Origin of the sequence: Hoeflea algicola, assembly GCF_026619415.1 — a bacterium.
Classification (GTDB): Bacteria; Pseudomonadota; Alphaproteobacteria; order Rhizobiales; family Rhizobiaceae; genus Hoeflea; species Hoeflea algicola.
The window spans coordinates 116,652-138,213 of record NZ_JAOVZR010000003.1 but is presented as its reverse complement, the minus strand read 5'-3'; the positions used below and the strand labels follow the sequence as shown (position 1 = coordinate 138,213).

At 60.5% G+C, this 21,562-nt stretch carries 20 protein-coding genes; 5 read left to right on the top strand and 15 right to left on the bottom strand.

Annotated features, from left to right (window positions below):
- The first annotated feature begins 49 nt into the window (after nucleotides 1-49).
- Both OEG84_RS24450 and OEG84_RS24445 read left to right on the top strand, forming a co-directional pair.
- Complete coding sequence (locus OEG84_RS24450; RefSeq protein WP_267656489.1) at nucleotides 50-199, top strand: hypothetical protein; 150 nt, start codon at nucleotides 50-52, stop codon at nucleotides 197-199.
- Nucleotides 200-443: 244 nt separating this feature from the next.
- On the top strand, nucleotides 444-1,343 hold the full coding sequence (locus OEG84_RS24445) for a HEPN domain-containing protein (RefSeq protein WP_267656486.1): 900 nt from the start codon (nucleotides 444-446) through the stop codon (nucleotides 1,341-1,343).
- A gap of 470 nt (nucleotides 1,344-1,813) precedes the next feature.
- Here OEG84_RS24445 and OEG84_RS24440 read toward each other — a convergent pair whose 3' ends face one another.
- Both OEG84_RS24440 and OEG84_RS24435 read right to left on the bottom strand, forming a co-directional pair.
- Nucleotides 1,814-3,697, bottom strand: coding sequence for a UvrD-helicase domain-containing protein (locus OEG84_RS24440; RefSeq protein ID WP_267656484.1), 1,884 nt, complete (start codon nucleotides 3,695-3,697; stop codon nucleotides 1,814-1,816).
- A 2-nt stretch (nucleotides 3,698-3,699) separates the two neighbouring features.
- Entirely contained in the window at nucleotides 3,700-4,119 is a 420-nt protein-coding gene (locus OEG84_RS24435) for a hypothetical protein (protein ID WP_267656483.1), read from the bottom strand.
- Between the two features lie 100 nt (nucleotides 4,120-4,219).
- Here OEG84_RS24435 and istA point away from each other — a divergent pair, with 100 nt between their 5' ends.
- Nucleotides 4,220-5,752, top strand: a complete 1,533-nt coding sequence (istA, locus tag OEG84_RS24430) for an IS21 family transposase (protein WP_267655633.1) — start codon at nucleotides 4,220-4,222, stop codon at nucleotides 5,750-5,752.
- Nucleotides 5,742-6,512: an IS21-like element helper ATPase IstB gene (gene istB / locus OEG84_RS24425; protein WP_267654092.1), complete on the top strand. Its 771-nt coding sequence runs from the start codon at nucleotides 5,742-5,744 to the stop codon at nucleotides 6,510-6,512. The genes istA and istB overlap by 11 nt, the downstream gene beginning before the upstream one ends.
- Nucleotides 6,513-6,551: 39 nt before the next feature.
- On the opposite strand, the gene OEG84_RS24420 is transcribed toward istB, so the two are convergent.
- The 4 genes from OEG84_RS24420 to OEG84_RS24405 all read right to left on the bottom strand — a co-directional run bounded on the left by OEG84_RS24420 (nucleotide 6,552) and on the right by OEG84_RS24405 (nucleotide 12,080).
- Nucleotides 6,552-7,559 carry an ATP-dependent nuclease gene (locus tag OEG84_RS24420; RefSeq protein WP_267656482.1) on the bottom strand — a complete coding sequence of 336 codons (1,008 nt, stop codon included), beginning with the start codon at nucleotides 7,557-7,559 and terminating at the stop codon, nucleotides 6,552-6,554.
- Nucleotides 7,556-8,176: an AAA family ATPase gene (locus tag OEG84_RS24415; protein ID WP_267656481.1), complete on the bottom strand. Its 621-nt coding sequence runs from the start codon at nucleotides 8,174-8,176 to the stop codon at nucleotides 7,556-7,558. Before OEG84_RS24415 ends, OEG84_RS24420 begins: the two co-directional genes overlap by 4 nt.
- 152 nt (nucleotides 8,177-8,328) lie before the next feature.
- The gene (locus OEG84_RS24410; RefSeq protein ID WP_267656480.1) at nucleotides 8,329-8,982 is read right to left on the bottom strand and encodes a hypothetical protein; all 654 of its coding nucleotides are present in this window, start codon (nucleotides 8,980-8,982) and stop codon (nucleotides 8,329-8,331) included.
- Nucleotides 8,982-12,080 (bottom strand): HsdM family class I SAM-dependent methyltransferase, encoded by a 3,099-nt coding sequence (locus tag OEG84_RS24405; protein ID WP_267656479.1) that lies wholly within the window; start codon nucleotides 12,078-12,080, stop codon nucleotides 8,982-8,984. The genes OEG84_RS24410 and OEG84_RS24405 overlap by 1 nt, the downstream gene beginning before the upstream one ends.
- 161 nt (nucleotides 12,081-12,241) lie before the next feature.
- On the opposite strand from OEG84_RS24405, the gene OEG84_RS24400 reads away from it, so the two are divergent.
- Entirely contained in the window at nucleotides 12,242-12,463 is a 222-nt protein-coding gene (locus OEG84_RS24400; RefSeq protein ID WP_267656477.1) for a hypothetical protein, read from the top strand.
- 450 nt (nucleotides 12,464-12,913) lie between these two features.
- Here OEG84_RS24400 and OEG84_RS24395 read toward each other — a convergent pair whose 3' ends face one another.
- The 9 genes from OEG84_RS24395 to OEG84_RS24355 all read right to left on the bottom strand — a co-directional run bounded on the left by OEG84_RS24395 (nucleotide 12,914) and on the right by OEG84_RS24355 (nucleotide 21,556).
- Nucleotides 12,914-13,618 carry an autoinducer binding domain-containing protein gene (locus OEG84_RS24395; RefSeq protein WP_267656476.1) on the bottom strand — a complete coding sequence of 235 codons (705 nt, stop codon included), beginning with the start codon at nucleotides 13,616-13,618 and terminating at the stop codon, nucleotides 12,914-12,916.
- Nucleotides 13,619-13,698: 80 nt separating this feature from the next.
- Nucleotides 13,699-15,003 (bottom strand): IncP-type conjugal transfer protein TrbI, encoded by a 1,305-nt coding sequence (gene trbI / locus OEG84_RS24390; RefSeq protein WP_267656475.1) that lies wholly within the window; start codon nucleotides 15,001-15,003, stop codon nucleotides 13,699-13,701.
- Entirely contained in the window at nucleotides 15,000-15,467 is a 468-nt protein-coding gene (locus OEG84_RS24385; protein WP_267656474.1) for a conjugal transfer protein TrbH, read from the bottom strand. Before OEG84_RS24385 ends, trbI begins: the two co-directional genes overlap by 4 nt.
- A 3-nt stretch (nucleotides 15,468-15,470) precedes the next feature.
- Nucleotides 15,471-16,295: a P-type conjugative transfer protein TrbG gene (trbG, locus tag OEG84_RS24380; protein WP_267656473.1), complete on the bottom strand. Its 825-nt coding sequence runs from the start codon at nucleotides 16,293-16,295 to the stop codon at nucleotides 15,471-15,473.
- Nucleotides 16,296-16,315: 20 nt separating this feature from the next.
- Nucleotides 16,316-16,978: a conjugal transfer protein TrbF gene (locus OEG84_RS24375; protein ID WP_267656472.1), complete on the bottom strand. Its 663-nt coding sequence runs from the start codon at nucleotides 16,976-16,978 to the stop codon at nucleotides 16,316-16,318.
- A gap of 8 nt (nucleotides 16,979-16,986) precedes the next feature.
- The gene (gene trbL, locus OEG84_RS24370) at nucleotides 16,987-18,150 is read right to left on the bottom strand and encodes a P-type conjugative transfer protein TrbL (RefSeq protein WP_267656471.1); all 1,164 of its coding nucleotides are present in this window, start codon (nucleotides 18,148-18,150) and stop codon (nucleotides 16,987-16,989) included.
- Complete coding sequence (locus tag OEG84_RS24365; protein WP_267656470.1) at nucleotides 18,134-18,343, bottom strand: TrbJ/VirB5 family protein; 210 nt, start codon at nucleotides 18,341-18,343, stop codon at nucleotides 18,134-18,136. The genes trbL and OEG84_RS24365 overlap by 17 nt, the downstream gene beginning before the upstream one ends.
- Nucleotides 18,340-19,140, bottom strand: a complete 801-nt coding sequence (gene trbJ / locus OEG84_RS24360) for a P-type conjugative transfer protein TrbJ (RefSeq protein ID WP_267656468.1) — start codon at nucleotides 19,138-19,140, stop codon at nucleotides 18,340-18,342. Before trbJ ends, OEG84_RS24365 begins: the two co-directional genes overlap by 4 nt.
- Nucleotides 19,112-21,556, bottom strand: coding sequence for a conjugal transfer protein TrbE (locus OEG84_RS24355; protein ID WP_267656466.1), 2,445 nt, complete (start codon nucleotides 21,554-21,556; stop codon nucleotides 19,112-19,114). The genes trbJ and OEG84_RS24355 overlap by 29 nt, the downstream gene beginning before the upstream one ends.
- Between the last annotated feature and the right edge of the window lie 6 nt (nucleotides 21,557-21,562).

Genomic DNA, 21,562 nt, shown 5'->3' with positions numbered 1-21,562 from the left:
CATGCGCACGGGGTTGCCATGATTGTTTCGGTTTCGAACCACCATAGGTTTGAAGCACTCGATCTCTGATCGGGACGCAGCCCGGAAGCATGTCTGGCGGGCGCGGATCATCCTCCTGACCTACGAGGGGCTCGGCACCCACGCCATCACGACCCCTTCGGGCAAGTTGAAGACAACCGCTTGGGGCTGGCAGGAGTGATTTGCGGAGGCAGGGATCGAGGGCCTGCAGTCCCACAAGACCCGGCTGCGGGACAAGGCGCGGATCTCTACCGGCAGGATTGCCGAGATAATCCGGATGACACAAGTGGCGCCGAAGTTCTCTTTAAGCCGGACGAGATCATGCGCCTTTCGCACGACCGTGTGATCCTGATAAGACTGGACAGCCAGCGGCATTCGCCCGAAGGCTGCGATTCTATGACGAATTGGATTTGAAGGACTTTTCGATGAACATCGACAGGCTGACACACCTGCCAGAGCGCAAGCAGCGCGAACTGCAGCGCGTCGCCGCAATATTGTTCGATGAATTCGAAGAAGTCCAGAAAACCAAGCTGTCCGAGAAGAGCAAGCGCGGACGGATTCTCAAGCTCATCCTATTCGGCTCCTATGCCCGCGGGGACTGGGTAGAGGACCGCAAAAGTGGCTATCTGTCGGATTACGATCTACTGGTGATCGTTAATTACAGTCATTTTGCCGATCAGTATGAAGCCTGGGAGAAAGCGGGCGAACGCTTTGTGCAGGAACTGGCGATCACCCATCATGTGACTGCGCCCGTAAACTTCATCGTTCACACCTATGAGGAGGTGAACTCGCAACTCGCGCAGGGGCGCCCCTTCTTCATCGATATCGCCCGCGACGGAATCGTCCTTTGTGAACTGCAAGGTTATCCCCTTGCGTCGCCAAAATCGCTTGAGCCAGACGAGGCGCGCGCGGAGGCAAGACGGTATTACGAGCACTGGTTTCCGAGCGCTGGTGCTTTTCAGGCCGCCTCCGCATTCCTTGCCGAGCGCGGAAACCTGCCTGAAGCAGCCTTTCAGCTCCATCAGGCCGCAGAACGGTTGTATCACTGCGTTCTTCTGGTTACGGCCCTCTACAGCCCCAAATCTCACAAACTGAAGTTCCTGCGCTCGCAGGCCGAGCGGATAGCACCGCAGTTGATAGGCGTATGGCCGAATGACACCAAGTTCGCAAAGCGCGCATTTGCTCGCCTCGATCGCGCCTATGTCGATGCACGCTATTCGCCTGCATACGAAATCACAGTTGAGGAACTCACGTGGCTGCTGGACCATGTTAGAGCGCTGCAGGAAGCTGTCGCCGCAATCTGTGCCGAGCGCATTGCATCCTAACCTGCCATCACGCGGTCATGTGATCGGCTTCGAGACCTTGGACTTTTCGGACCAACCGCCACTCACGGCCCGATGTCGACGTCAAAGACCGATTCATTTAACGATTGTTTTGCGCCCTCACGCACCTTCACGCGTAGCGGGCTCGCGTATGGGGTGGCTACGCAACGAGAGCTGCCCTCCACCTGTCCGACGAGCTTTGGCAGCAGCCCGCGTCCGTGCCGATCGTAGAGACGAAGTCTGCCTTCATCTGGAAGCAGAGACTGTGGGAGCCTGTTAAAGGCCGAAACTGTATCCCAAGATGCTAGTGGGGAATACGGCGGTATTTGCCGGCGACTTGTTGGCTGTGTCAGCGAAGCATCGTCGGAATAGCGGGTAACTTCGCATCGTTCTTCCACCATCCTTCGGCCAGCAATCCAGCATCTGGCCCGAGCTTGGCCTTGACGCGCACTATTTGGCCAGATCTACCCCAGTCATATCGCAATCTCAGGCACGCCCGCATCAGTCAGAAGCTGATAGAGTTCAGCCACATTGTTTCGCTGTCCGCGTTGTTGGCAGAAGGCGAAGATGGCGCGTTGTTTCGCCCGCGAGAGGGCGACGAAAAACGCTGCGACGCCTTCGGGGTCGCCTGGGGTGTGGGCCCACCAAGCACGGTCGTCGAGGCCAACGAAGATGATGGTGTCGTATTCGAGCCCCTTGCTCTTATGGACGGTCATCATCGGAATCTGATTGACCCCCTCGAATGCATCTAGGCAGGCCATCCAGTTCGGGGCGCCATCGGCGGAAGCGAAGAAGTGGATGCAAAAAGCTTCAAGGATGATCTGAAGCATGTCGCCAACGCCATATTCGGCATAGGTTCGTGCGATCGCCCCGAGATCCAGATACTCGAAAACCCGTCTGACGAAATCGAGAGCACTTTGCCGCGACGGGGCGGTGGCCGCCATGTCGGTGCGTAAGGAAGTGAGAAATGCGCTGAGTTCCACCTCGACCTTGGCCGCGCGCGCATCATCGTCTTGCCCAGTAGCGCGCAACGCCAGGACAGAAGACGAGACCAGCTGCCATGCGGCCGGCGCGCGGCGTGTCGCGCCCAGGCGGAAGACCGCAATCGCGAGCCGGCTCAGGTCATCAGATAGCAAATCCTGAAGCGAGGTTTTGCCGAGAGTATGGCTCTCATTGCGAATCCGCAGGCCATGAACGGCGAAGGCTCCAGCGAGTTCATGCTCATAATCATCGGACTTCTGTTTCACTAGGAGCGCGTAGTCGCGCGGTGCCCGGCCGCGGGTGGCAATGTCATTGGCGATCCATTGCGCCAGGTGGGCGGCTTCCGCCGCAATGGTCTGGCTGGACCAAACCTGAGCCACGTCGCCATCGACCTGACGGGCGGTCTGAGCGACCGTGGGGACGGTGTTCGGATCGAGAGCGCGCGCGACGATGTGCTGGATCGCGACCAGGTCCGGCGAGGAACGGAAGTTGAAAAGGAGGGGGAACCTTGCTCCGCCGAAATCGGCCTGCAGCCGCTGAAAGGCGTCCTGACGCGCACCGGCGAAGACCATGATCCGCTGCTTGTCGTCACCTACGCCGGTGATGATGGTTTGCCCGCCAGAGAACGCCGAATGCAGGAAGTCGTACTGCGCGTAGGTCGTGTCCTGGAATTCGTCGACGAACACGAAGGGATAGGTGGCGACGAGCGCCCGGCGGATGTGGGGATTGGCCCGGAGCAGCAGCTCCGCGAGCCGGTTGATGCCGACGAAGGTAAGTGCAGAGGGCTGGTCTGGCCGTAGTTGCGTTGCCCACCAGCGGGCGATGGCGAACTCGGCGGCGTTCTGGGGCGCGATAGGTCCCATGGGCAGCCGATAGCTACCGACGATCTTGGGTTCAAAGTCGCTCGCGCTGTAGCCGGCGATTTCCGCCTGCCATTCCGGCGGCGCACTGAGCCGGGCGAGGGTGAGGAAGCCCTCTATCGCCTTGCGCTTTGGGAAGGAGATTTCGTAGGGCCGGGTCGGGCGCCAGTCGGCGGGGATGGCGTTGAGAAAGCGGTCGACGAGGCTCTTGGTGAAGGCGTCGAAGGTGACCGACACGAACCGGTTGGCGAACTCTGGCGGGCACCGCTGGCGGACGCGCGACCCGAGATTGTTGGCTGCATCTGTTTTGAACGAAATCGCCAGCACGCGGTGCGGCGCTCGGCAGAGGCCCGTCTCAAGCAAATAGACGGCGCGCTGGGCCAGAAACTCGGTCTTGCCGGCGCCGGGGCCTGCGACCACACACGCCGAGCCGGCGTGGCGCAGGGCATTCCACGCCACCGGTTCGAGATCGTTAATGCCGCTCGGGCGCCAGTCCTCTGGCCGAATAAGGCGCATGATCAGGCACCCGCAGGAGGCGGCGGGGTGAGACGAGCGACAATTGAGGTCAGGAGTGCGCGCAGTTCTTCGGGAGCGGTGGCTGCGAGGGCAGCCGGATCTTGTGCACTCAACACCCGAACGTGGGTGCTGGGCTTGCCGCGCCCCAGGAATAGATACCGATACCAGCGCATCAAACCGTCATGGTCGGCAGCGTACAGGTGAGGCAGACCGTCGTCGCCGAGAACCGCCGTGCGCGGCTCTCCTGCAGGCGAGGGCCCCTGGCGGCCGGGTTCGACGATCTGATAGGCGAGCGGGAGAGCCTTCAGCATCGAGTAGTCGAGGTCGAGGGGCGTGCAGAAAAAGACATTGAACTGGCGCAGCCAATTCATCCAGTTTGTGATATTCGCAGTGTCCTCGATCGGCAGAGTGTTGATTTCCACCCAGAAGTGACCCGGGTAGCGGCCTAATTTCCATTGAGAATTGACCCATGTGACCCTTCCCCCTGCGCCATGCGCAACGGGGGACATTGGAGTGATACACATGGGACTTTTGAACATCATCCGACGTATGGCTTTGCGAGAGAAGTTGCCTCTGCGCGAGATTGCGCGGCGGACCGGAATGTCGCGCAACACCATCAAGAAGTATTTGAACTCGGGCATGATCGAGCCTCTGTTCGCGACGCCAGAGCGGCAAAGCAAGCTCGATCCGTTCGCCGAGAAGCTGGCCGGCTGGCTGAAGACGGAGGCGGGGAAGTCTCGCAAACAGCGGCTGACGCTGAAGCAAATGCATGCCGATCTGGTGGTTCTCGGCTTTGACGGGTCCTACAATCGGGTTGCGGCTTTTGCACGTGACTGGCGGGCCGATCGGCAGCGAGATCAGCAGACGACAGGCCGCGGCACCTTCGTCCCCCTGTTGTTTCGTCCGGGCGAGGCGTTCCAGTTTGACTGGAGCGAGGATTTTGCAGTTCTCGGCGGCGAACGCACCAAGCTGCAAGTTGCCCACATCAAGCTGTCGCACAGCCGGGCCTTTCTGGTCCGGGCGTATCTGCTGCAAACCCATGAGATGCTGTTTGATGCCCACTGGCACGGGTTCAGGGTCTTCGGCGGTGTCCCGGAGCGCGGCATCTACGACAACATGCGCACCGCGGTTGACCGCGTCGGTCGCGGGAAGGACCGACAGGTCAACATGCGGTTCCTTGCGATGGCAAACCACTACTTATTCGAGGCCGCGTTCTGCAATCCCGCTGCCGGCTGGGAGAAGGGACAGGTCGAGAAGAACGTGCAGGACGCCCGACATCGTCTATGGCAACTCATGCCGAGCTTTCCTGATCTCGCAGCACTGAATGACTGGCTGGAACAGCGCTGTGTCGCGCTGTGGACTGAGATTCCGCATGCAGCGCTGCCGGGCAGCGTTGCCGACGTCTGGGTCGCAGAACAAGCCGCGCTGATGCCATTGCCCCCTGCCTTCGATGGCTTCGTCGAACTGAGCAAGCGGGTGTCCCCGACCTGCCTGATCAGCTTTGAGCGCAATCGCTACAGCGTCCCGGCGTCATTTGCGAACCGCCCTGTCAGTCTGCGCGTCTATCCGGACAGGCTGGTAGTTGCCGCCGAAGGACAGATCCTGTGTGAGCATACGCGCGTGATCCAGCGCAGTCATCAACTCCCACCACGCACGATTTACGACTGGCACCACTACTTGGCCGTCCTTCAGCGCAAGCCCGGCGCATTGAGGAACGGTGCCCCCTTTGCCGAATTCCCTCCGGCATTCAAACAGCTGCAAGATCTCATGCTGCGCAAACCTGGCGGTGACAGGGAGATGGTCGACATCTTGGCGCTGGTTCTGCATCACGATGAACAGGCCGTGCTGGTCGCCGTGGAAATGGCGCTGGCTGAGGGGGTCGCAACCAAAACTCACGTGCTGAACCTTCTGCATCGTCTGATCGACGGAAAGACGATCGGCGCGCCCGACATCGACACCCCACAGGCCCTTGCTCTGCGCCGTGAGCCAAAGGCCAATGTCGAACGCTATGATGGCCTGCGGGCCCGGACCGCCGGAGGCCGCCATGCGTCATGATCCCGCCAGCGGTGCCATTATCATCATGCTGCGAAGTCTGAAGATGCATGGGATGGCCCAGGCCGTCACCGACCTCATGGAACAAGGCGCACCGGCATTTGATGCCGCGGTGCCAATGCTCACCCAGTTGCTGAAGGCCGAAGTGGCTGAGCGGGAGGTCCGGTCCATTGCCTACCACATGAAGGCTGCCCGCTTCCCGGCTTATAAAGATCTGTCCGGCTTCAACTTCGCGGCCAGTGAGATCAACGAGGCCACGGTGCGCCAACTTCATCGCGTCGAGTTCACGGACGGCGCACAGAACGTCGTGCTGATCGGCGGCCCCGGGACTGGCAAAACGCATGTCGCGACAGCCCTTGGCGTGCAGGCCGTCGAACATCACCGCCGCAAGGTCCGCTTCTTCTCGACTATTGAGCTCGTCAACGCGCTCGAACAGGAGAAGGCAAAAGGCAAAGCCGGACAGCTTGCCGAAAGCCTCACCCGCCTCGATCTCGTGATCCTGGACGAGCTTGGCTATCTGCCATTCAGCGCGTCAGGCGGCGCATTACTCTTCCATTTGCTGAGCAAGCTTTACGAACGCACCAGCGTCGTCATCACCACGAACCTGAGCTTCAGCGAATGGGCCACGGTCTTCGGTGATGCAAAGATGACAACCGCGCTGCTCGATCGGCTCACTCACCGCTGCCACATCCTGGAGACCGGAAACGACAGCTTCCGCTTCAAGGCCAGTTCGGCCGCAGCTGCGGGGAAAACCAAGGAGTAAACTAATGCCTTGACCAAAGCCTGACCCACGAAACATAACCTAAAGGTGGGTCAGTTCTCGATGGAAAATCCGGGTCACTTCTGGGTGGAAATCAACAGGCAGAGCATCGAAAGCCGCCAGATTGGCGGCTGGCCCTTGGGGGTTGAGATGCTGTCCGAAGATGGCCTGTGGCGTGACGTTGTTTGCGAGCAGTTGCGTGCAGGCCGTTTTGATACGTCCCCACCCACCCCCAGAACGTCCCCAGTCGAGATCCAGCAAGGTGGCGTAGGGGATGTCGAGATCGGTCAGCAGTCGCCAGAGGTGGTTCACATGCCGACCGCCCAGCGGAACGACCGCGACAAAGGATCGATCGATGTCGAGCCCCATCGCCTCGGCGAGACGGGGAAGAACGACCTCCTCGGACGCACCTTCTCCCAGCACGACGAAGCGCGCGAAATAGAGTTCGGGATAGGTCCGCACGGCCTCGCGAATGAATTTCGATGCCTCTTCCTCGCCGACGGGGAGGTTGATCGGGCGGATTCGGGCCGTTCGATCGTGCGGATCGAGCCGGAAGTGCCGGACCTGCGTCGGATCAACCCGGGCGAGGATGCTCGGGGAATGGCTGGAGACTACGGCCTGCGCCTGCGGCGACTTCGTCAGGTCCTGTATCTGCCGAACGATGCGGGAGAGATAGAAGGGAGCGAGATTGTTCTCGGGCTCTTCGATCGCGATGAGCGTGAGCGCCGGTAACGGTACGCCGCCAGCCTGGAAACCGGCTCCAGCAGGATCGGCGACGATCCCGGCTTCAACGTCCAGTGTCGCTGCGGTCATCGCCAAATGGAAGAGCGACCTCTGGCCGTCGCTCAGATCATCAAGGGCTCGCTCCCGGCCGACCTCGTCGGGGCGGAAGACCACCTCTACCTTCCGGATGAAATGCTCAAAACGCAGATCGAGCGGGCGGAAGAGCGGCGTCGTGTCGGTCCCGGCTGTGTACACTTCCTGCCACCGCCGCGTCACCGCTGCGGAAATCACATCGACGGCCGGCTCCCCGGCGAAAGCGCCGTTCAAGGCGGCGCCGGCGTTTGTGAACGTGTCGCGGACTCCTGCGACCAGTTGATGGCGCGCCACAGCCTGCCGCGCAGAAAGGCCGTCACCTGGGAGGCGCCGTCCCGCGTCGCTGGAACGTAGATCATTTGGATCCGCGCCCGGTCGGGGGCTTTCAACTCGGTGCAATCAGGGTCGGTGAACGCCCCGAAAGTCCGGATCGCCCAGTATTTCTGTTCAATCGCACCATCGAGCGAACCGTCATCGGTCCAGGTCGCTTCGAGACGCAGGCGACATTTCAGCTTGCCCGCCTCTTCAGCGGCCATCTGATGGAAGAATTCCGGAATTGCCGCGCCACCGGCGCCGTCGGCGTCTAGTTCTGGAAAGGCGATCATTGCCTCTAAGACGAAGTGTCTCTGGGGTGGCGCAACAAGCTCGGTGGAAGGGACGTGAAAATCCTGACGCCGCAGTCGTCGCTGATCGCCCGTCACGCCGAAGAGGCGCTGCAGGGCCTGCATCAGGGCGGTCTTGCCCGCGCCGTTGACGCCGACAAAGGTGGTGAGGCCGGAGGTTAGATCGACGCTTGTCGCAACTGGTCCGAAGCAACGGAAATTCGTCAGACTGAGCCGCTCAATAAACATTTTAGCCGACCTCCCGTTATTGGTGGCCGATCGCGTCAAGTTTCCCTTGATTGGCAGTCGCGGCCTTCCATGATTTCGTCTCTTATACTTCATCGATCAGTACAAGGCGCGCTGAAGCTTCAAGAATCGAGAGGCCCCTAAGCACGCCTTCCTCAAGCGTTTGTCGCGACCGCTGACGGCTTCGAAAATAGCGCGTGGCGAAGTTCGATCTGTGATCCGGTTTGGCGGGTGTGCCTTGTGTGGAAGCGCTCGATCGCTTCGATCGCGGCAAGGGGTGTAGGCCCCTCAGCGAGGGCGAGAGGGACATGGCTGCCGATGACGTCGGCAATCCGTGAATTGGCAAAGGGCACGTCGCCGTCGAGCACGTAACCGAGCATGCACCCCACAGGCAGCTGCTCGGCATACTGCTCGGTGAGAAAACGCATCATGCCTTGTGTGACGTACACGGTGGCCAGGGAACTGCGGCTTCCGCCGTTGATCACGTTGAGCCGCTTGCACTCATAAGCCAGGTATCTCTCCCGATCCCAGTCGAAGAGTACGGCGATGTCGATGATGCCCTTGCTGTATTTCGACCCGTCAGCCGCTAGGCCGAACGGCTCGAACTGATACTCGACCCAATGGCATAACCGACGCACCACAACGTCCTTGGCGAGGCGATCGACGAGGTTGATGGTGATGTCATCTTCCCCTGGCTGTTCGGGAAGAACCGCCATGCACTCTGGCCACGCTGCCGCGATCCTCTCGAGGAAGCGGTCGTCAAACGAAACGAAGTTGTCGACCCATCCCTGCACATCACCGATCAGCATCACTCCGCGCCCCGCTGTTGCGGCGCGGCGGCAGCTTGCTGGAGGTCGAGCGCTATTCCATCCGCATCGGCGAGCGCCGTGGAGCGCAGCCAGAAGCGCATCTGCATAGGCTTGATGAGGTAGAGGCAGTCACCGACGAAAACGCGCAGATCCGGCATGAGCTGGAAGTTGCCGTCGAGGGGCCTGTGGATGTGGGCTGCAAGTTGCTCGAGTACGTCGCTGAGCTCGCCGGCCGCATCTTCGGCATAGTCTTCATGGCCGCCCAGCTGAAGGCGAAGGATCGCCAGGTCAGCGCCGCGCGCGACAAGGCGCGCATCGATCTTTTTGCCTTTGAACCAGACCGAGAGGCTGGCCGACAATGTGTGCGCGTATTGAGCGCGTTGCGGTTCGTCAGGCGCGCGCCAGAGTTTCGGGAAATGGCCCTCATGGGGCTGAAGGGCAGGAAGGATCGCCTCAACGGTATCGTCGATCAGCGCGATTTCATCGGGCGACAGGCAGAAGTATTGGTACGAGAGTCGGTCGATTGTCCGCAGGATCTCGCCGTCGCCGACCTGCATCGAGAAAGGCTCGTTGGAGCGTTCGCGTGCGTCGTCCACAATTGCGATCAGCTTCAGCGCGGCTTGGGCGGCTGCGGCGTGATCGGGGACATCGTCGGGTGATGGAAATGGCAATCGTAGCAGGTCGGCTTGCTGGACTTCGGGTCGATCCGACCCGAACGAAGCGGTGCCGTGAAAAGCATACCAAACCGCTATGCGACTATTGAGTATCGCGGTCAGGAGCTTGGCACGGTCGCTCTCGCCCTCCGGCACCACGATCGCCTGGAAGATATGCTGGAAGGTCAGAGGTCGATCGCAATAGGCGGCGCGAAGACGGTTCTGCGACGTCTCGACCCCACGCGGAATAAGGATCCGCGAGCCATCGAACCCGGCCTCGAACCCGCGACGACGAACCGTCGACGATGCGGCCGGTATTAAGCCTTCCACAGTTTGGGCTAGGCGTGAGTAGGCCGCAATGGGTAGGTCCGGCAGCCGGCCGACATACGCGCTTTCGAGTGGAGGCGCATCGCTATCGCTGTCTTCATTGAAGGGCTGATAGCCTTGCCCGATCACCCAGCGATTGCCCGGCTCTTCGCGGCGACGGCTTAGGCCGCCAAAATCATTGACGAAGGCCTGTAGCTTGGGAAGCCGTGCGAGGTAGCCGAACAGTTTGGCGTCCGGTTCGCGCATCCAAAGGCGCTGCTTGAAGATGAGCGGGTTATCGAGAACCGCGCCTACCCCGAGCGAGGCCTTGTCCGCGCTGCTCAGCGTGATGACACGCTTGATGCGCAGGTTGAGGTCGGCCTTCGGCGCCCAGTAGTCGAAGCGATACGGGAAATTACCCGCATTCGCGCTGCCGTAGATGATCAGAGCTGTCGGGCGATGGGCTTTCTCGAAAAGCTGAAAGCGAAGGTCGGCGAAGTTGATGACGCGGCGGACTTGGGATTTCCGGAAGAACGCATCACGCGCTTCGACCGTCTTTTGGGCGTGGTTATGCAAAAATCCCATCGCCGGCAGCAGGAACGCGATCAGTCCGCCGTCGGCGAGATGCGACAGCGCTTTCCAGCTGAATGCCCAGGCGTCCTCGCCACCGGGCATGGGATGGCCGTTTTTTTTGCTCCACTGCACAGACGAACGGGCCGGACCGCGGCGGCTGGTCCATGGCGGATTGCCGATGATAACCTCGTATCGGGCGCCGTCAGGTGACACTTCGAAGAAGTCGCAGCAGACGAGGTTCTTGCCCCAAAGTTCCGGGAGGAATTTCCCGCGAGTGATGAGCTTGCGGATGTCGCGTGGCGACACCTCTTCGAGCAAGGCGATGTAGAGCGAAAACACGGCAACCCGAACGGCGCCGCCATTCAAGTCCCAGCCATGGATTTGGCTGAGCAAGGACAGCAGCGTTTTCCAGGAAATCGACTGCGTCTTGTGCTTGGCGCGCCAGTGTTCGCATAGCCGCTGGAACGAGCGGACGAGGAAAACGCCTGAACCGCAGGCAGGGTCGAGGAAGTTCCCTGTCGTCTTTGTCGCATCCGGCAACATCTCCCACGCTTGGGAAACGACGGTGTCGGCGAGGAACATGGGCGTGTAGTAAGCACCGTTGGCGCGGCGTTCGGTCTCGCGTTCACCCAGGAACCGATCGTAGACGGCGCTGACGAGCTCGATCGGGATATAGCGGAAGTCATAGCCCCAGAACCGCTGCTGTCCGGAACACGCCATTTCTTCACGGCCTGACCGGAACCGCGCCAAGATCGCCAGATGCGCAGGCGTGACTTCTGGCGCCTCGCCCGTGGCCTCGAAGGAGCACGGCGCGACGAACAGATCGCCGTTGAAATCCGCGTGGAGGGTCCGGAAGAGGGACCGGAAGAGATTAACGTCGCCGGTTTCCAGCAGCGCCGAAAAACTCTCCGCGCTCTTCTCGGAAACGGCGGCAAAGTAGGTGGGCGTTACGATCTCCCGGTCCTCAAGGTAGGCGATAAACATCGCCTGTATGAGCAGGGCCTGGGCCGCATCGGGAGCGAGCGCGGTCTTTTGCAGGAGGTCATGGGACGCATTCAGATTGTCGAGGAGAACCTGATCGATGCGTTCTTTCGGGGGAAAATACTCACCGTAATCCTTCCAGAGACGCCCGGATTCTGCGCCGTAGATAAGGTTCTGAAACCGCAGCGCTTCGGTCGTCAGGCTGAGGCTATCGATGAGGCAGCGGGTCTCGAAGGCGTCGCCTGGATCGCTCAACGGAGTACGGGCGAGCGAAAACGCTCTGAGCGTATCGTCGGCGATAACCAGCAACAGGCTGGCCAGGCCCTGATTCCAGAGTGCGCCGTGAAGATCAGTAATAGCGGCGCGGTCGTAGTGATCGGCTTCCAGGATCGCGACCGTCGGGACGCCCTGGACGCAGAAGATCGCCGATAGACCCATTTCATTGAGGGCGGCTCGGATAGCCGCTGCGTGCGGCACGTCGCTGACGGCCTCGGCCGACTCGTAGAGTTCAGGCGAGCGCCGATGTGTGAGCCCCAAGCGGTCTTTCCACTCTGGCGCCAATGCGGATGCCAGAGTGGGGGTCATGCTCGCTTCTCGCGCCGTTCCGGCTGCACAGCCACTGAGGTGGGGGGAAACTGCAGATGGCCCTGCTCTTGGTCGACTTCAGTCGCAGTGAGGGCCGAGCGTAGTCGTGCTATTATTGGCGCGCACGGCACGCAGAGGCTTGAGGCGTCCGGCGAACAGCGGTGGGCTACACTTGCGTCGACAAGGCGGAAATTGTCGATTTCGATCAAAGCGACGCAGCTTTCAAGCGAGCGCCAAGACTTTCCCCGGCACTCCTTGAACAGCAGATCGAAACGATCCCCGACCGTTCCGACGCGTACGCCGAAATGTCTGACAAGTTCGGCGACTATCGCTATCGCGACAACGTCCCCCGGCGTGAAGCTAGGGGCATGCCCTTTGTGTAGGCTCAGTGCCGGAATAGCATTCCGCCATGTGCGAAAAGCATCCACTGAAATGGAAATCAATTCGCGAATCTGGCTCTGAGTATACTGCATTAGTGCACCTTAGTGCGGAGTCGGCGCCAGATCAATGCGGGGCGCACCCCAATTGCGTTCGCTCTATGTTTGCGTACGGCGGATACTTGCATTCGGTTTCGGAACTCTCGGATGGCAGGGGGAGCAATGATTATGCGACCATTGCCGATCAAGTCCTGACTGACGTCAGCAAACTCAGGACACCGGGGTATACCGCATAGTCGGTTCCCGACCCCAATCTCGCCGTTCATGCATTCCGCAGCGAAGTCTGCTCTCCGCCCAGCTTTCCGATTTGAGACACGATGAAACAGGCCAGCTTGTCTCCATTGTGGCCATCCCAACATTGCTCGCGTGGGGGTTCGAAGCGTCGGAGCCAGACCGCTAGATCAGCCCCAGCCGGATCGCGATCGAGGCGGCTTGCCGGCTGTTGGCCGCTCCAAGCTTTCGCGTTGCCTCGTCGAGATAGGAACGCACGGACCGATATCCTATCCCGATCGTTTCTGCGATGTCCGGCATCGACATGCCGTCTGCGAACCAGCGCAGGCATTCGGCCTCGCGCGGTGAAAGTCGGATGTCTGAAGCCAGGGCAGCATCCTGGGTCGCCGAGGCGAGATGGGAATGGATAAATGCGAGCGCCATCGCTGCAGTGACTGGATCGGGGTCCTCGTCGATGCACACAATGGACTTACCGGAGGCCAGTGTGAACACCATCCTGTTCTTGAAGCCGACAGGAACCGAGACCGACAGGCCTGAGCGGATTCCGAACCGATCCGCATCCTTGTAGAATTGCCTTACATCGAGCCTTCCAATTCGTCTGGCTTCGTCCGCCGACCACTGAAATATCGGCGGCCCATGTTTGGCCTTGGTGACGACTGGATCAACTCGAATGTAGTTCTTCTGGACGTAGTGCTCCTGCCATTCCCTGGGATAGTTCGACACAGCAAAGCTCTCTTGCCCACGCAGATGCAGGTAAGCGAAATAGTCGAAACCGGCGCTCTCGGCGAAATCCCGCAAGGCGCGCCGTGCTGCCCGCTCCTCAAGCGGCAATGAAAGCATATCGATCAATTGCAGGAGGAGCTCGTTCAAGATGATAAAATTCCGGCATGGTGGTGAGCTGCGGAAACAAGCTCCGCCACGTTGAGGTGTCGGGATTTCCGACCTCAGATTCATTGATAGGCTTTTGGGAAAACGATGTCCTGATCGACCAGAACGTTGAAGCGATAACCCGGCCTGATTTCGAGCGTGGGCTGGACATTGAGGCTTTTCGACACGGTTTGCTGCGAGATCTGCCCGAAGGTCTGGGCAAAGGACCGCCTGGCCGCATCCGCCGCGCTGTCTGTCGTTGTCGCGGTGCTGGTGTCTTTCGGGAGCAGCATGTCCGTCCCTGCGCCAATCAGGGCGACGAGGATCGCCGAGCCAAATGTCTCGAGATAGTGATTGTTGACCTTGTCGTTGAACCCGCCATAGCCGGCGGCATCGGTGCCAGCCATACCGCCGATCTGCAGAGCTGATCCGTTCGGAAAGATGATATCGGTCCAGACGACAAGCACCCGGTTTTGCCCGAAGGAGACGTTGGAATCGTAGCGACCAAACAGTTTTGTTCCTTGCGGGATGAGCAGTCGCCGGCCGGTCGCGCTGTCATAGACGTTTTGCGATACCTGGGCAGTGATGCGACCGGGAAGATCGGAGTTGATACCGGTAACGAGCGTCGCCGGAATGACCGATCCCCGTTTAAGTTCAAAGGGCGACATTTGCGGAACAACCGAATTCGGCAGGTATCCGAGATCGGCGATATCCTGGTTGAAGAACTGTGCCTTCCCAACCTGCCCGTTCGGATCGGCAACCTGTCCACCAATGCCGGCCTGCAACGCAGTGCCATATAGATCCATTGCACTGCCTGACCTTCCCGCAGGTGAAACGGACTGTTGTGATGCTGCGACCGGCATAGCATTCTCGTTATTGAGGCCCTTGAGATTGACGGCTGTCGGCGAGTTGGCAGCGGCTTCCCCAGCCTGAATGCTTGCCATCTGCTGGCGATGATATTCGCGGAGCATCTGTTCTTCCTGCTCGCGCTGCAACCGGGCGCGCCACACAGCCTCGGGCTCGATAGCTGGGGTTTGCGGCGGTGTTGTCTTCTGAAAATTCTGGTCGGGTGGAGTGAACGGGTTACGAGTGGGTTCTTCACTTTCGACCGCTGGCGTCGGTTGCATCGAAATGACCTTCGGCTCGCCGATGATCCCGTCGGGTACGCCCTGTTTGAGCCTTTCGGCATCATTGGAGGCTGGTTGCGACGAAGACGTGTCGATCTGCCGGTCCCCGAAATGCAATCCCCTCGAGGAGAGGCCAAAGAAAATCGCCGCCAGAAAGACCACGATGAGGATGATCGCAACGATGATCGGCACACGATTCAGTCTTCGGATTCTTGGCCCACTCTCGGCACCGGCGCCACCAAGCTTTAGCGATTGTGTCATGAGCCGCCCGCCAATCTCCGCTGCATGACGGACAAGGGACTTGCGGGCACCGCTCCGGTCGTGCCGAGCGTGTACATCCGTGTGAGCTCGACCTTCAAGGTCGAGATCCGCACAAGCATACCGTCCTCGAACGGATCGACGCTATAGGCCAGCGGTTCCACAGCCGTTTGATTTGTCGCCTGGTCGGTCACAACGGCATAGCCTTTTTCCCGCAGGCTCGTCTCGAGCACTGGGCCGAACACCGCGTCGTTGCCACGTAGCGCAATTGTCGTATTTCCGGGTCCGACATGCTCCGCGAGCCGCGCCACCATGTCTGCGGCAATCGAAATTGCGGCTTCGGTTGAGAGTTCGGCGGTGACTTCGCTTTGAATCAATCCGGCTCCGCCCATCGTCTGGCAAGCCGCAAGCAGAAAGAGGCAAAGGAAGGCGGCGGGAATACGCACATAAGAGAATAGGCCCAACATCCCCTACCCTCCCCGCCGGATTGTGATTTTCTGCTGTTGGCGCCCGACGCCCGAGACGAGGATCGCTCGATCGATATTGTAGTCGACCACCATCATTGTTCCCTTCATCCGGTAGTTGACGATCCGGTTTTCGCCACCGGAGACGACGAACAGCACCGGTGCATCCTGACCGGAGAGCGAAGACGGAAACTGGATGAAGGTCTTCATGCCGTCGCTATAGATCCGGGTCGGCCGCCAGCGGGCCGAGCCGCTGACATGGAAGGAGAAGTCGAGCTGGTCGGCGGGAACGCCGGCGCCGGGCACGACGCTCGCCTCAATCCGTGCGTTGATCTCGGCGAAGCGTGCATTGATGTCCTCGGGGTAGTCGAAGCCGACACGGGCCATGTACTGGGTCGGATGAGACTTGAGCTGAATGTGATAGGTCCGCCGCGAGGTGGTCACGACCATCGACGTCATGAGCCCTGCCTCGGCAGGTTTGACGATCAGATGCACTGCCTGACCGTTCGGCGCGCCGGATGTCGCCGGATCGACCTTCCACCGCACCGTGTCGCCGACAAGGACGTCCCGAACGATCTCGCCGGCCTGAAGTTCGATGTCGCAGACCTGTAACGGCGAGCAGACGACCGAGGGCTGGACCTCGCCATAGAGGAAGATCACCTTCCCGTCCGGCCCGCGCGTCACAACGCCCCGGCTGTGCTGCCACTGTCCGGAAAGCTGTGTCCCGCGGGTTTCATTGCTGCTCAACTGCTGTGCGGAGACCGGCAGGCTTGTCACCGAGACCATGACGCCGGCGCAAAGTGCGATGGCGGGGGGCATGCTTTTCTTCATGTTTCTATCCTTGCGCGCGCTCACAACTGCGCTGTCCAGTCAAAATCCTTGAGGTAGAGGCCGATGGGGTTGAGCCGTATCACCGCCTCGTCCTGTGGCGGGGTCAACGCCACCGTGGCGACGCCACGGAACCGCCTCGTTGAAATCTCTTTGCCTTGCCGGTCGCGCTCATATTCCGTCCAGTCGATCTGATAGCTCTGGTTGGAAAGCGGCACGATGTTGGTGACCTCGATGGCGACCGTCTTCGATCTTGCCCTGTCAAAGGGCGAGTTGTTCCGAAACCAGGCATTTACCTTTTCGGTCGCCGGGTCCGACGATCTGAGTAGCGCATAGGTGCGGTCGATATATTGTTTTTGCACCACGGCATCGGGTGTGACGGAGCGGAAGTTCGATAAGAAACTTCCAAGCGCCGCACGCACCACTCTGGCGTCGGCATATTCAATCTGTTGCGGAAACCCGATGGTCGCGGCGGTCCCGAGCTTGTCGACTTCCACGATGTAGGGAACGAGCTTGACCTGAGTGCTCTGGTAAAGCGCGTAGGAGAAGCCGATCACCGCCATAAGCATGCCGGTGACACCAACGATCCGCCAGGCAGCCGCCGCCTTGACATAGGAGCCGTAACGCTCGTTCCATTCCTGACGTGCGGCGAGATAGGGGTTTTCGGGGGGATGTGTTTTGGCCATGGTCTCTGTCACGCTTTCTCGTCACGGTTCGGGCTTGGACCTGGACGACCCTGACCCTGATCAAGCTTGGCGTTGGCAAGACCAAGCGTCGACGCGCCCCAGGTGCCGGGCACCCCGATCGCCTTGTCACGCGAAGCGGATGCAACGGCACCACCGGCCGCGCCGACACCGCTTGCCATGCCCTTGAGTGCGGCCGCACCGAACGAGCTGCCGCCGGCGCGGGCATTGGAATAGGCCGCGGCCCCTGCCCTCGCCCCGCCCGTGGCGAGCGCAGCACCTCCGGCGGCAAAGCTCGCGGCTTGCCCGCCATGGCGTATGGCTTCCATGCCGCCCGTTACGGAAACGCCCTGCACCATCCCTTGCACAATGTTCGGCACATACATGGCGATGACAAACACCACGACGGAGATGCCGGCGATCGCCAGTGTGGATAGGAACTCGTCGCTGTTTGACGGCGTATTGGCGAGGCCGATCAGAACTTCCGAGCCGATCCTCGCGATCATCACGAGCGCCATCAGTTTCATGCCAACGGAGAAAGCGTAGACGAGATAGCGGACCGAAAAATCCTTGGTGTAGCTCGACCCGCCGAGCCCGAGCATGATCATGCCGGCGAGCAGGCCGACATACATTTCCGCCATGACGGCAACGAAGATTGCCGCGACGAGGCTGAATGCGATCACCACGACCACCATCGCGAAAACCGCGGCGATCGCCAGAGCGTTATCCTCGAACAGGCCGAACTGGGCCTTGGCTGACATGGCGCTTGCCACCTGCAGACCGGCATTGAAGACATTGGCGGGCGATGCCGAGCCGCCGCCGGCGCCGATCTGGTAGAGGCTGTCAACCACGGCCTTTGCAAAGTCGGGCCCTTGCTCAAGCATGAAAACGAAGAGCCCGATGAACATGATGCGGCGGACAAGCTCTGCGAACCATGTATCGAGCGAGGCGGCGGCGATCGCCAACCAGACGGCTGCAATCCCGACCTCGATTCCAGCGAGGATCCAGAACAGCGACCGCGCCGCATTCAAGATCGTGGATTGCCAGCCTTGGGCAGCGTTAGCAATCTCGTTTTCCAGCGTCGTCAGCAGCGTGCCTTCCTGGGCAAACGCGGGCCCCGCGAACAGACCGAGTGCGAGCGCAGCTGCAAAGAAGACCTTAGTTTTCCGCCTCATCGCCCTCACCTTCACCTGTCTTCCAGCGCGGACGCATCTCCTGCCCACCCGTCGTGTCAAATTTCTGTGGCGCCGGCGCTGATGTGCTGACATGCGAAGTGGGATCAGAGGACATCACGATCTGCCAAACGACGATGCCGCCGATTCCGATGACTGCGAGGACGATCGCAATGAAAATAGTGGACCTGTTCACCAGCGCGGCTCCATTTCCTGCCCACCCGAGGTGGAGGGCGTGGTCGACTTGAAGAATTCCTCGCGACGGTTCTGGGCGAGGTCTTTGGCCGCTTGTTCGGACTGATACCAGGTGCCCATCATTGTCACTTGCTGGGAGACGAGTCCCCGCAGCTTCTGGGCCTGGGCGACCTGCTGGGCTGCAATCTGGTGGCCGAGCTGAAGCGCCTGCATCTGACCGACCGCGCTTTGCGACATCGACCGCAACTGGCTCATCGTCGATTCCTCGGAGCTGAACTGGTCCGCAGTCAGTCCGGCCGCCTTAAGCGTTGCGGCAATCGTGTCGCGATTGGTGTCCGACCAGGTCTGATAATTTGCGGAAAACGTCTCGCCGCTGGTGAGCCCCGACTTGAAATCGGCAAAACTTTGGAACCGCTGCCGAAGCACATCGTCAGCATTGCCCATCGAGAAAGCAATTGACTGACCCTGATTGACGAGGCCGCGTAGCCTGTTGAGATCGCTTTCCACCTGACCCCAGACCTGGTTCGGAAGCGTCAGCGTGTTCTGGAGCATGTTTTCGTAGATCTTCAGCTGGTTCTGGATCTGCTCCGCCAACTGCGTGATCTGCGTCACCTGATTGCCGATCTGCTCGGTCGACTGCCCGACGAGACTGACAAGCTCGGTATTGTTCAGGATCTGCGTCCATTCGGTCGCCCCGCCCGTCACGGTGCCGGCATCGGCATGAACGATCGGCAACCACGCGGCCACCGTCAGAGCTGCGACGGCAATTTTAGTTGATCGAGAGAATGCGTTTCGCATTGTCCACTCCCCTTGTCCGCAACCAGTGCATGGGCCATTCAGGTCCATGCTGTTGGCTGAGTTCATTGATGTGCTTGAGATCTTGCCTGCCCGACACGCCGACAAAGGCGAGTGCGACGGGTCCAAGTGTCATATCGAACAGACGCCGCCCTTCTGGAGACGCGACGTAGTATTCCCGCTTCGGAATGGCGGTTGTGACGATCTCGATCTGCCGCTCGTTGAAGCCGATCCGTTCGTAGAATTCGCGGGTTCCGGATTCACGCGCGGCGCCATTCGGCAGGCATATCTTGGTCGGGCAGCTTTCCTTGAGCACGTCGATAATCCCGGACTTCTCGGCATCCGAGATCGACTGTGTGGCGAGAACGACGGCGCAATTGGCCTTTCGCAGGACCTTGAGCCATTCCCTGATCTTGTCACGGAACGTTGCGTGGCCAAGCATCAGCCAGGCCTCGTCGAGGATTATCAGGCTTGGCTTTCCGGTCAGGCGCTTCTCGATCCTGCGGAAGAGATAGAGAAGGACGGGGACGAGATTGCGCTCGCCCATATTCATGAGTTCCTCGACCTCGAAGGTCTGGAACATCCCAAGCGTCAACCCGTCTTGCTCGGCATCGAGGAGCTGTCCCATCGGACCGTCGACCGTGTAATGGTGAAGCGCGGTCTTGATCTCGCGCATTTGAACGCCACTCACGAAGTCCGAGAGCGATCGGCCGCGCGCCTCGGCCATCAGGGCGATCTGACGGGCGATCGCGTTGCGGTGGTCGGGTGTGATGGTCACTCCCTGCATGGAAACAAGCGTTTCGACCCATTCGGCCGCCCATGCCCGGTCCCCGTCGGTCGAAAGCTCGGCCAGCGGGCAGAACGCGAGCGCACCCTCCCCTGCCCCGATCTCGTAGTGATCGCCGCCGGCGGCCTTGGTCAGCGGGTAGAGCGACTTGCCTTTATCAAAGGAGAAGATTTGCGCCGCTTCGTACCGGCGGAACTGAGCCGCGATCAGCGCCAGCAAGGTCGACTTTCCCGACCCCGTCGGCCCGAAGATCAGCGTATGGCCGACATCGTCGACATGCAGGTTCAACCGGAAGGGAGACGAGCCGCTGGCGACCTGCATCAGCGGCGGGGCATTGGGCGGGTAGAAGGGGCAAGGTGCCACGGCGCTGCCCGCCCATACGGAATTGACCGGAATGAGATCAGCGAGATTGCTTGTGTTTATGAGAGGTTCGCGGATATTGGCGTAGGTATTGCCGGGCAGGCTGCCGAGATAGGCCTCAGTCGCATTGAGCGTCTCGATCCGGGCGCCGAAGCCTTCGGCCTGGATGAGCCGTCGGACCGCCTCTGCCTGATCGCGCAGACGAGCTTCGTCGGTGTCGAACATGATTATGACCGGCGTGTAATAGCCATAGGCGACCAGCTGCGACGAGGCGGCGGCAATCGCGTCCTCGGTTTCGGCCACCATCGTCATGGCGTCCTGATCGACCGAGCTGGTTTGGGTCTGGAAGAGCTGATCGAAGAACGGCCGGACTTTCTGCTGCCACTTTTTGCGGGTGCGCTCGAGCTTCTGGCGTGCCTCCTGATCGTCGAGAAAGAGAAAGCGGCTCGACCATCGATAGGTGAGCGGCATCAGGTCGAGCGAATTGAGGATTCCAGGAAAACTCTCGGCTGGAAAGCCGTCGATGCCGACCACGGCCAGATATCTGCCGTCGACCATGGGGGAGAGCCCATGATGGAATTCTGCCGTGACCAGCCAGTCGAGATACATCGGGATCGCCGGCAGGCGGACTGGATAATTCTCACCGAGGATACAGAAGCGGATGAACTGGAAGAGCTCGTCATAGCGCGCCCCGCTTCCTGTCTCCGGATCGATAACCGTGCGTGTTACCATGCGCCGGATCGACAGCACGTTGCCGAGATACTGTTCGACCTCACGGATCGAGGTCTGGAACGAATTGAGGACGCGGTTCGCATAGGTCTCCGATCGGCTTGCCTCGTCGGAATAGACATATCGCGCCATGGCCGACCGGCGAGGTTCCGGTGGCCGATAGGTGAGGATAAGGGCGTGCAGGCTCTCGTAGTGGCCGCGCTCCGCCTCGAAATGTGCGCGACGCTCTTCGTCGATCGCCCGTGTGACCGGATCGGGGAAATGGCAGGCGTCACGAGCCGGATAGGCCGTCGTCGGCACGCGCACGGCCTCGACCTGGATCATCCAGCCGGTCCCGAGCCGCGAAAGGACGGCGTTGATCTGGCGCGACACCTCGTTTCGCTCGACATTGGTCGAGCTCTCCGAATCCGGTCCCGCAAAATACCAGCCAGCCATCAGCGAGCCGTCCTTCAACAGAATGATCCCGTCAGCGACCAGGCCCGCATAGGGCAAGAGGTCGGAGAAGGACGGTTTTGAGTTTCGGAATTGCTTGAGCGCCACCATGAGAGC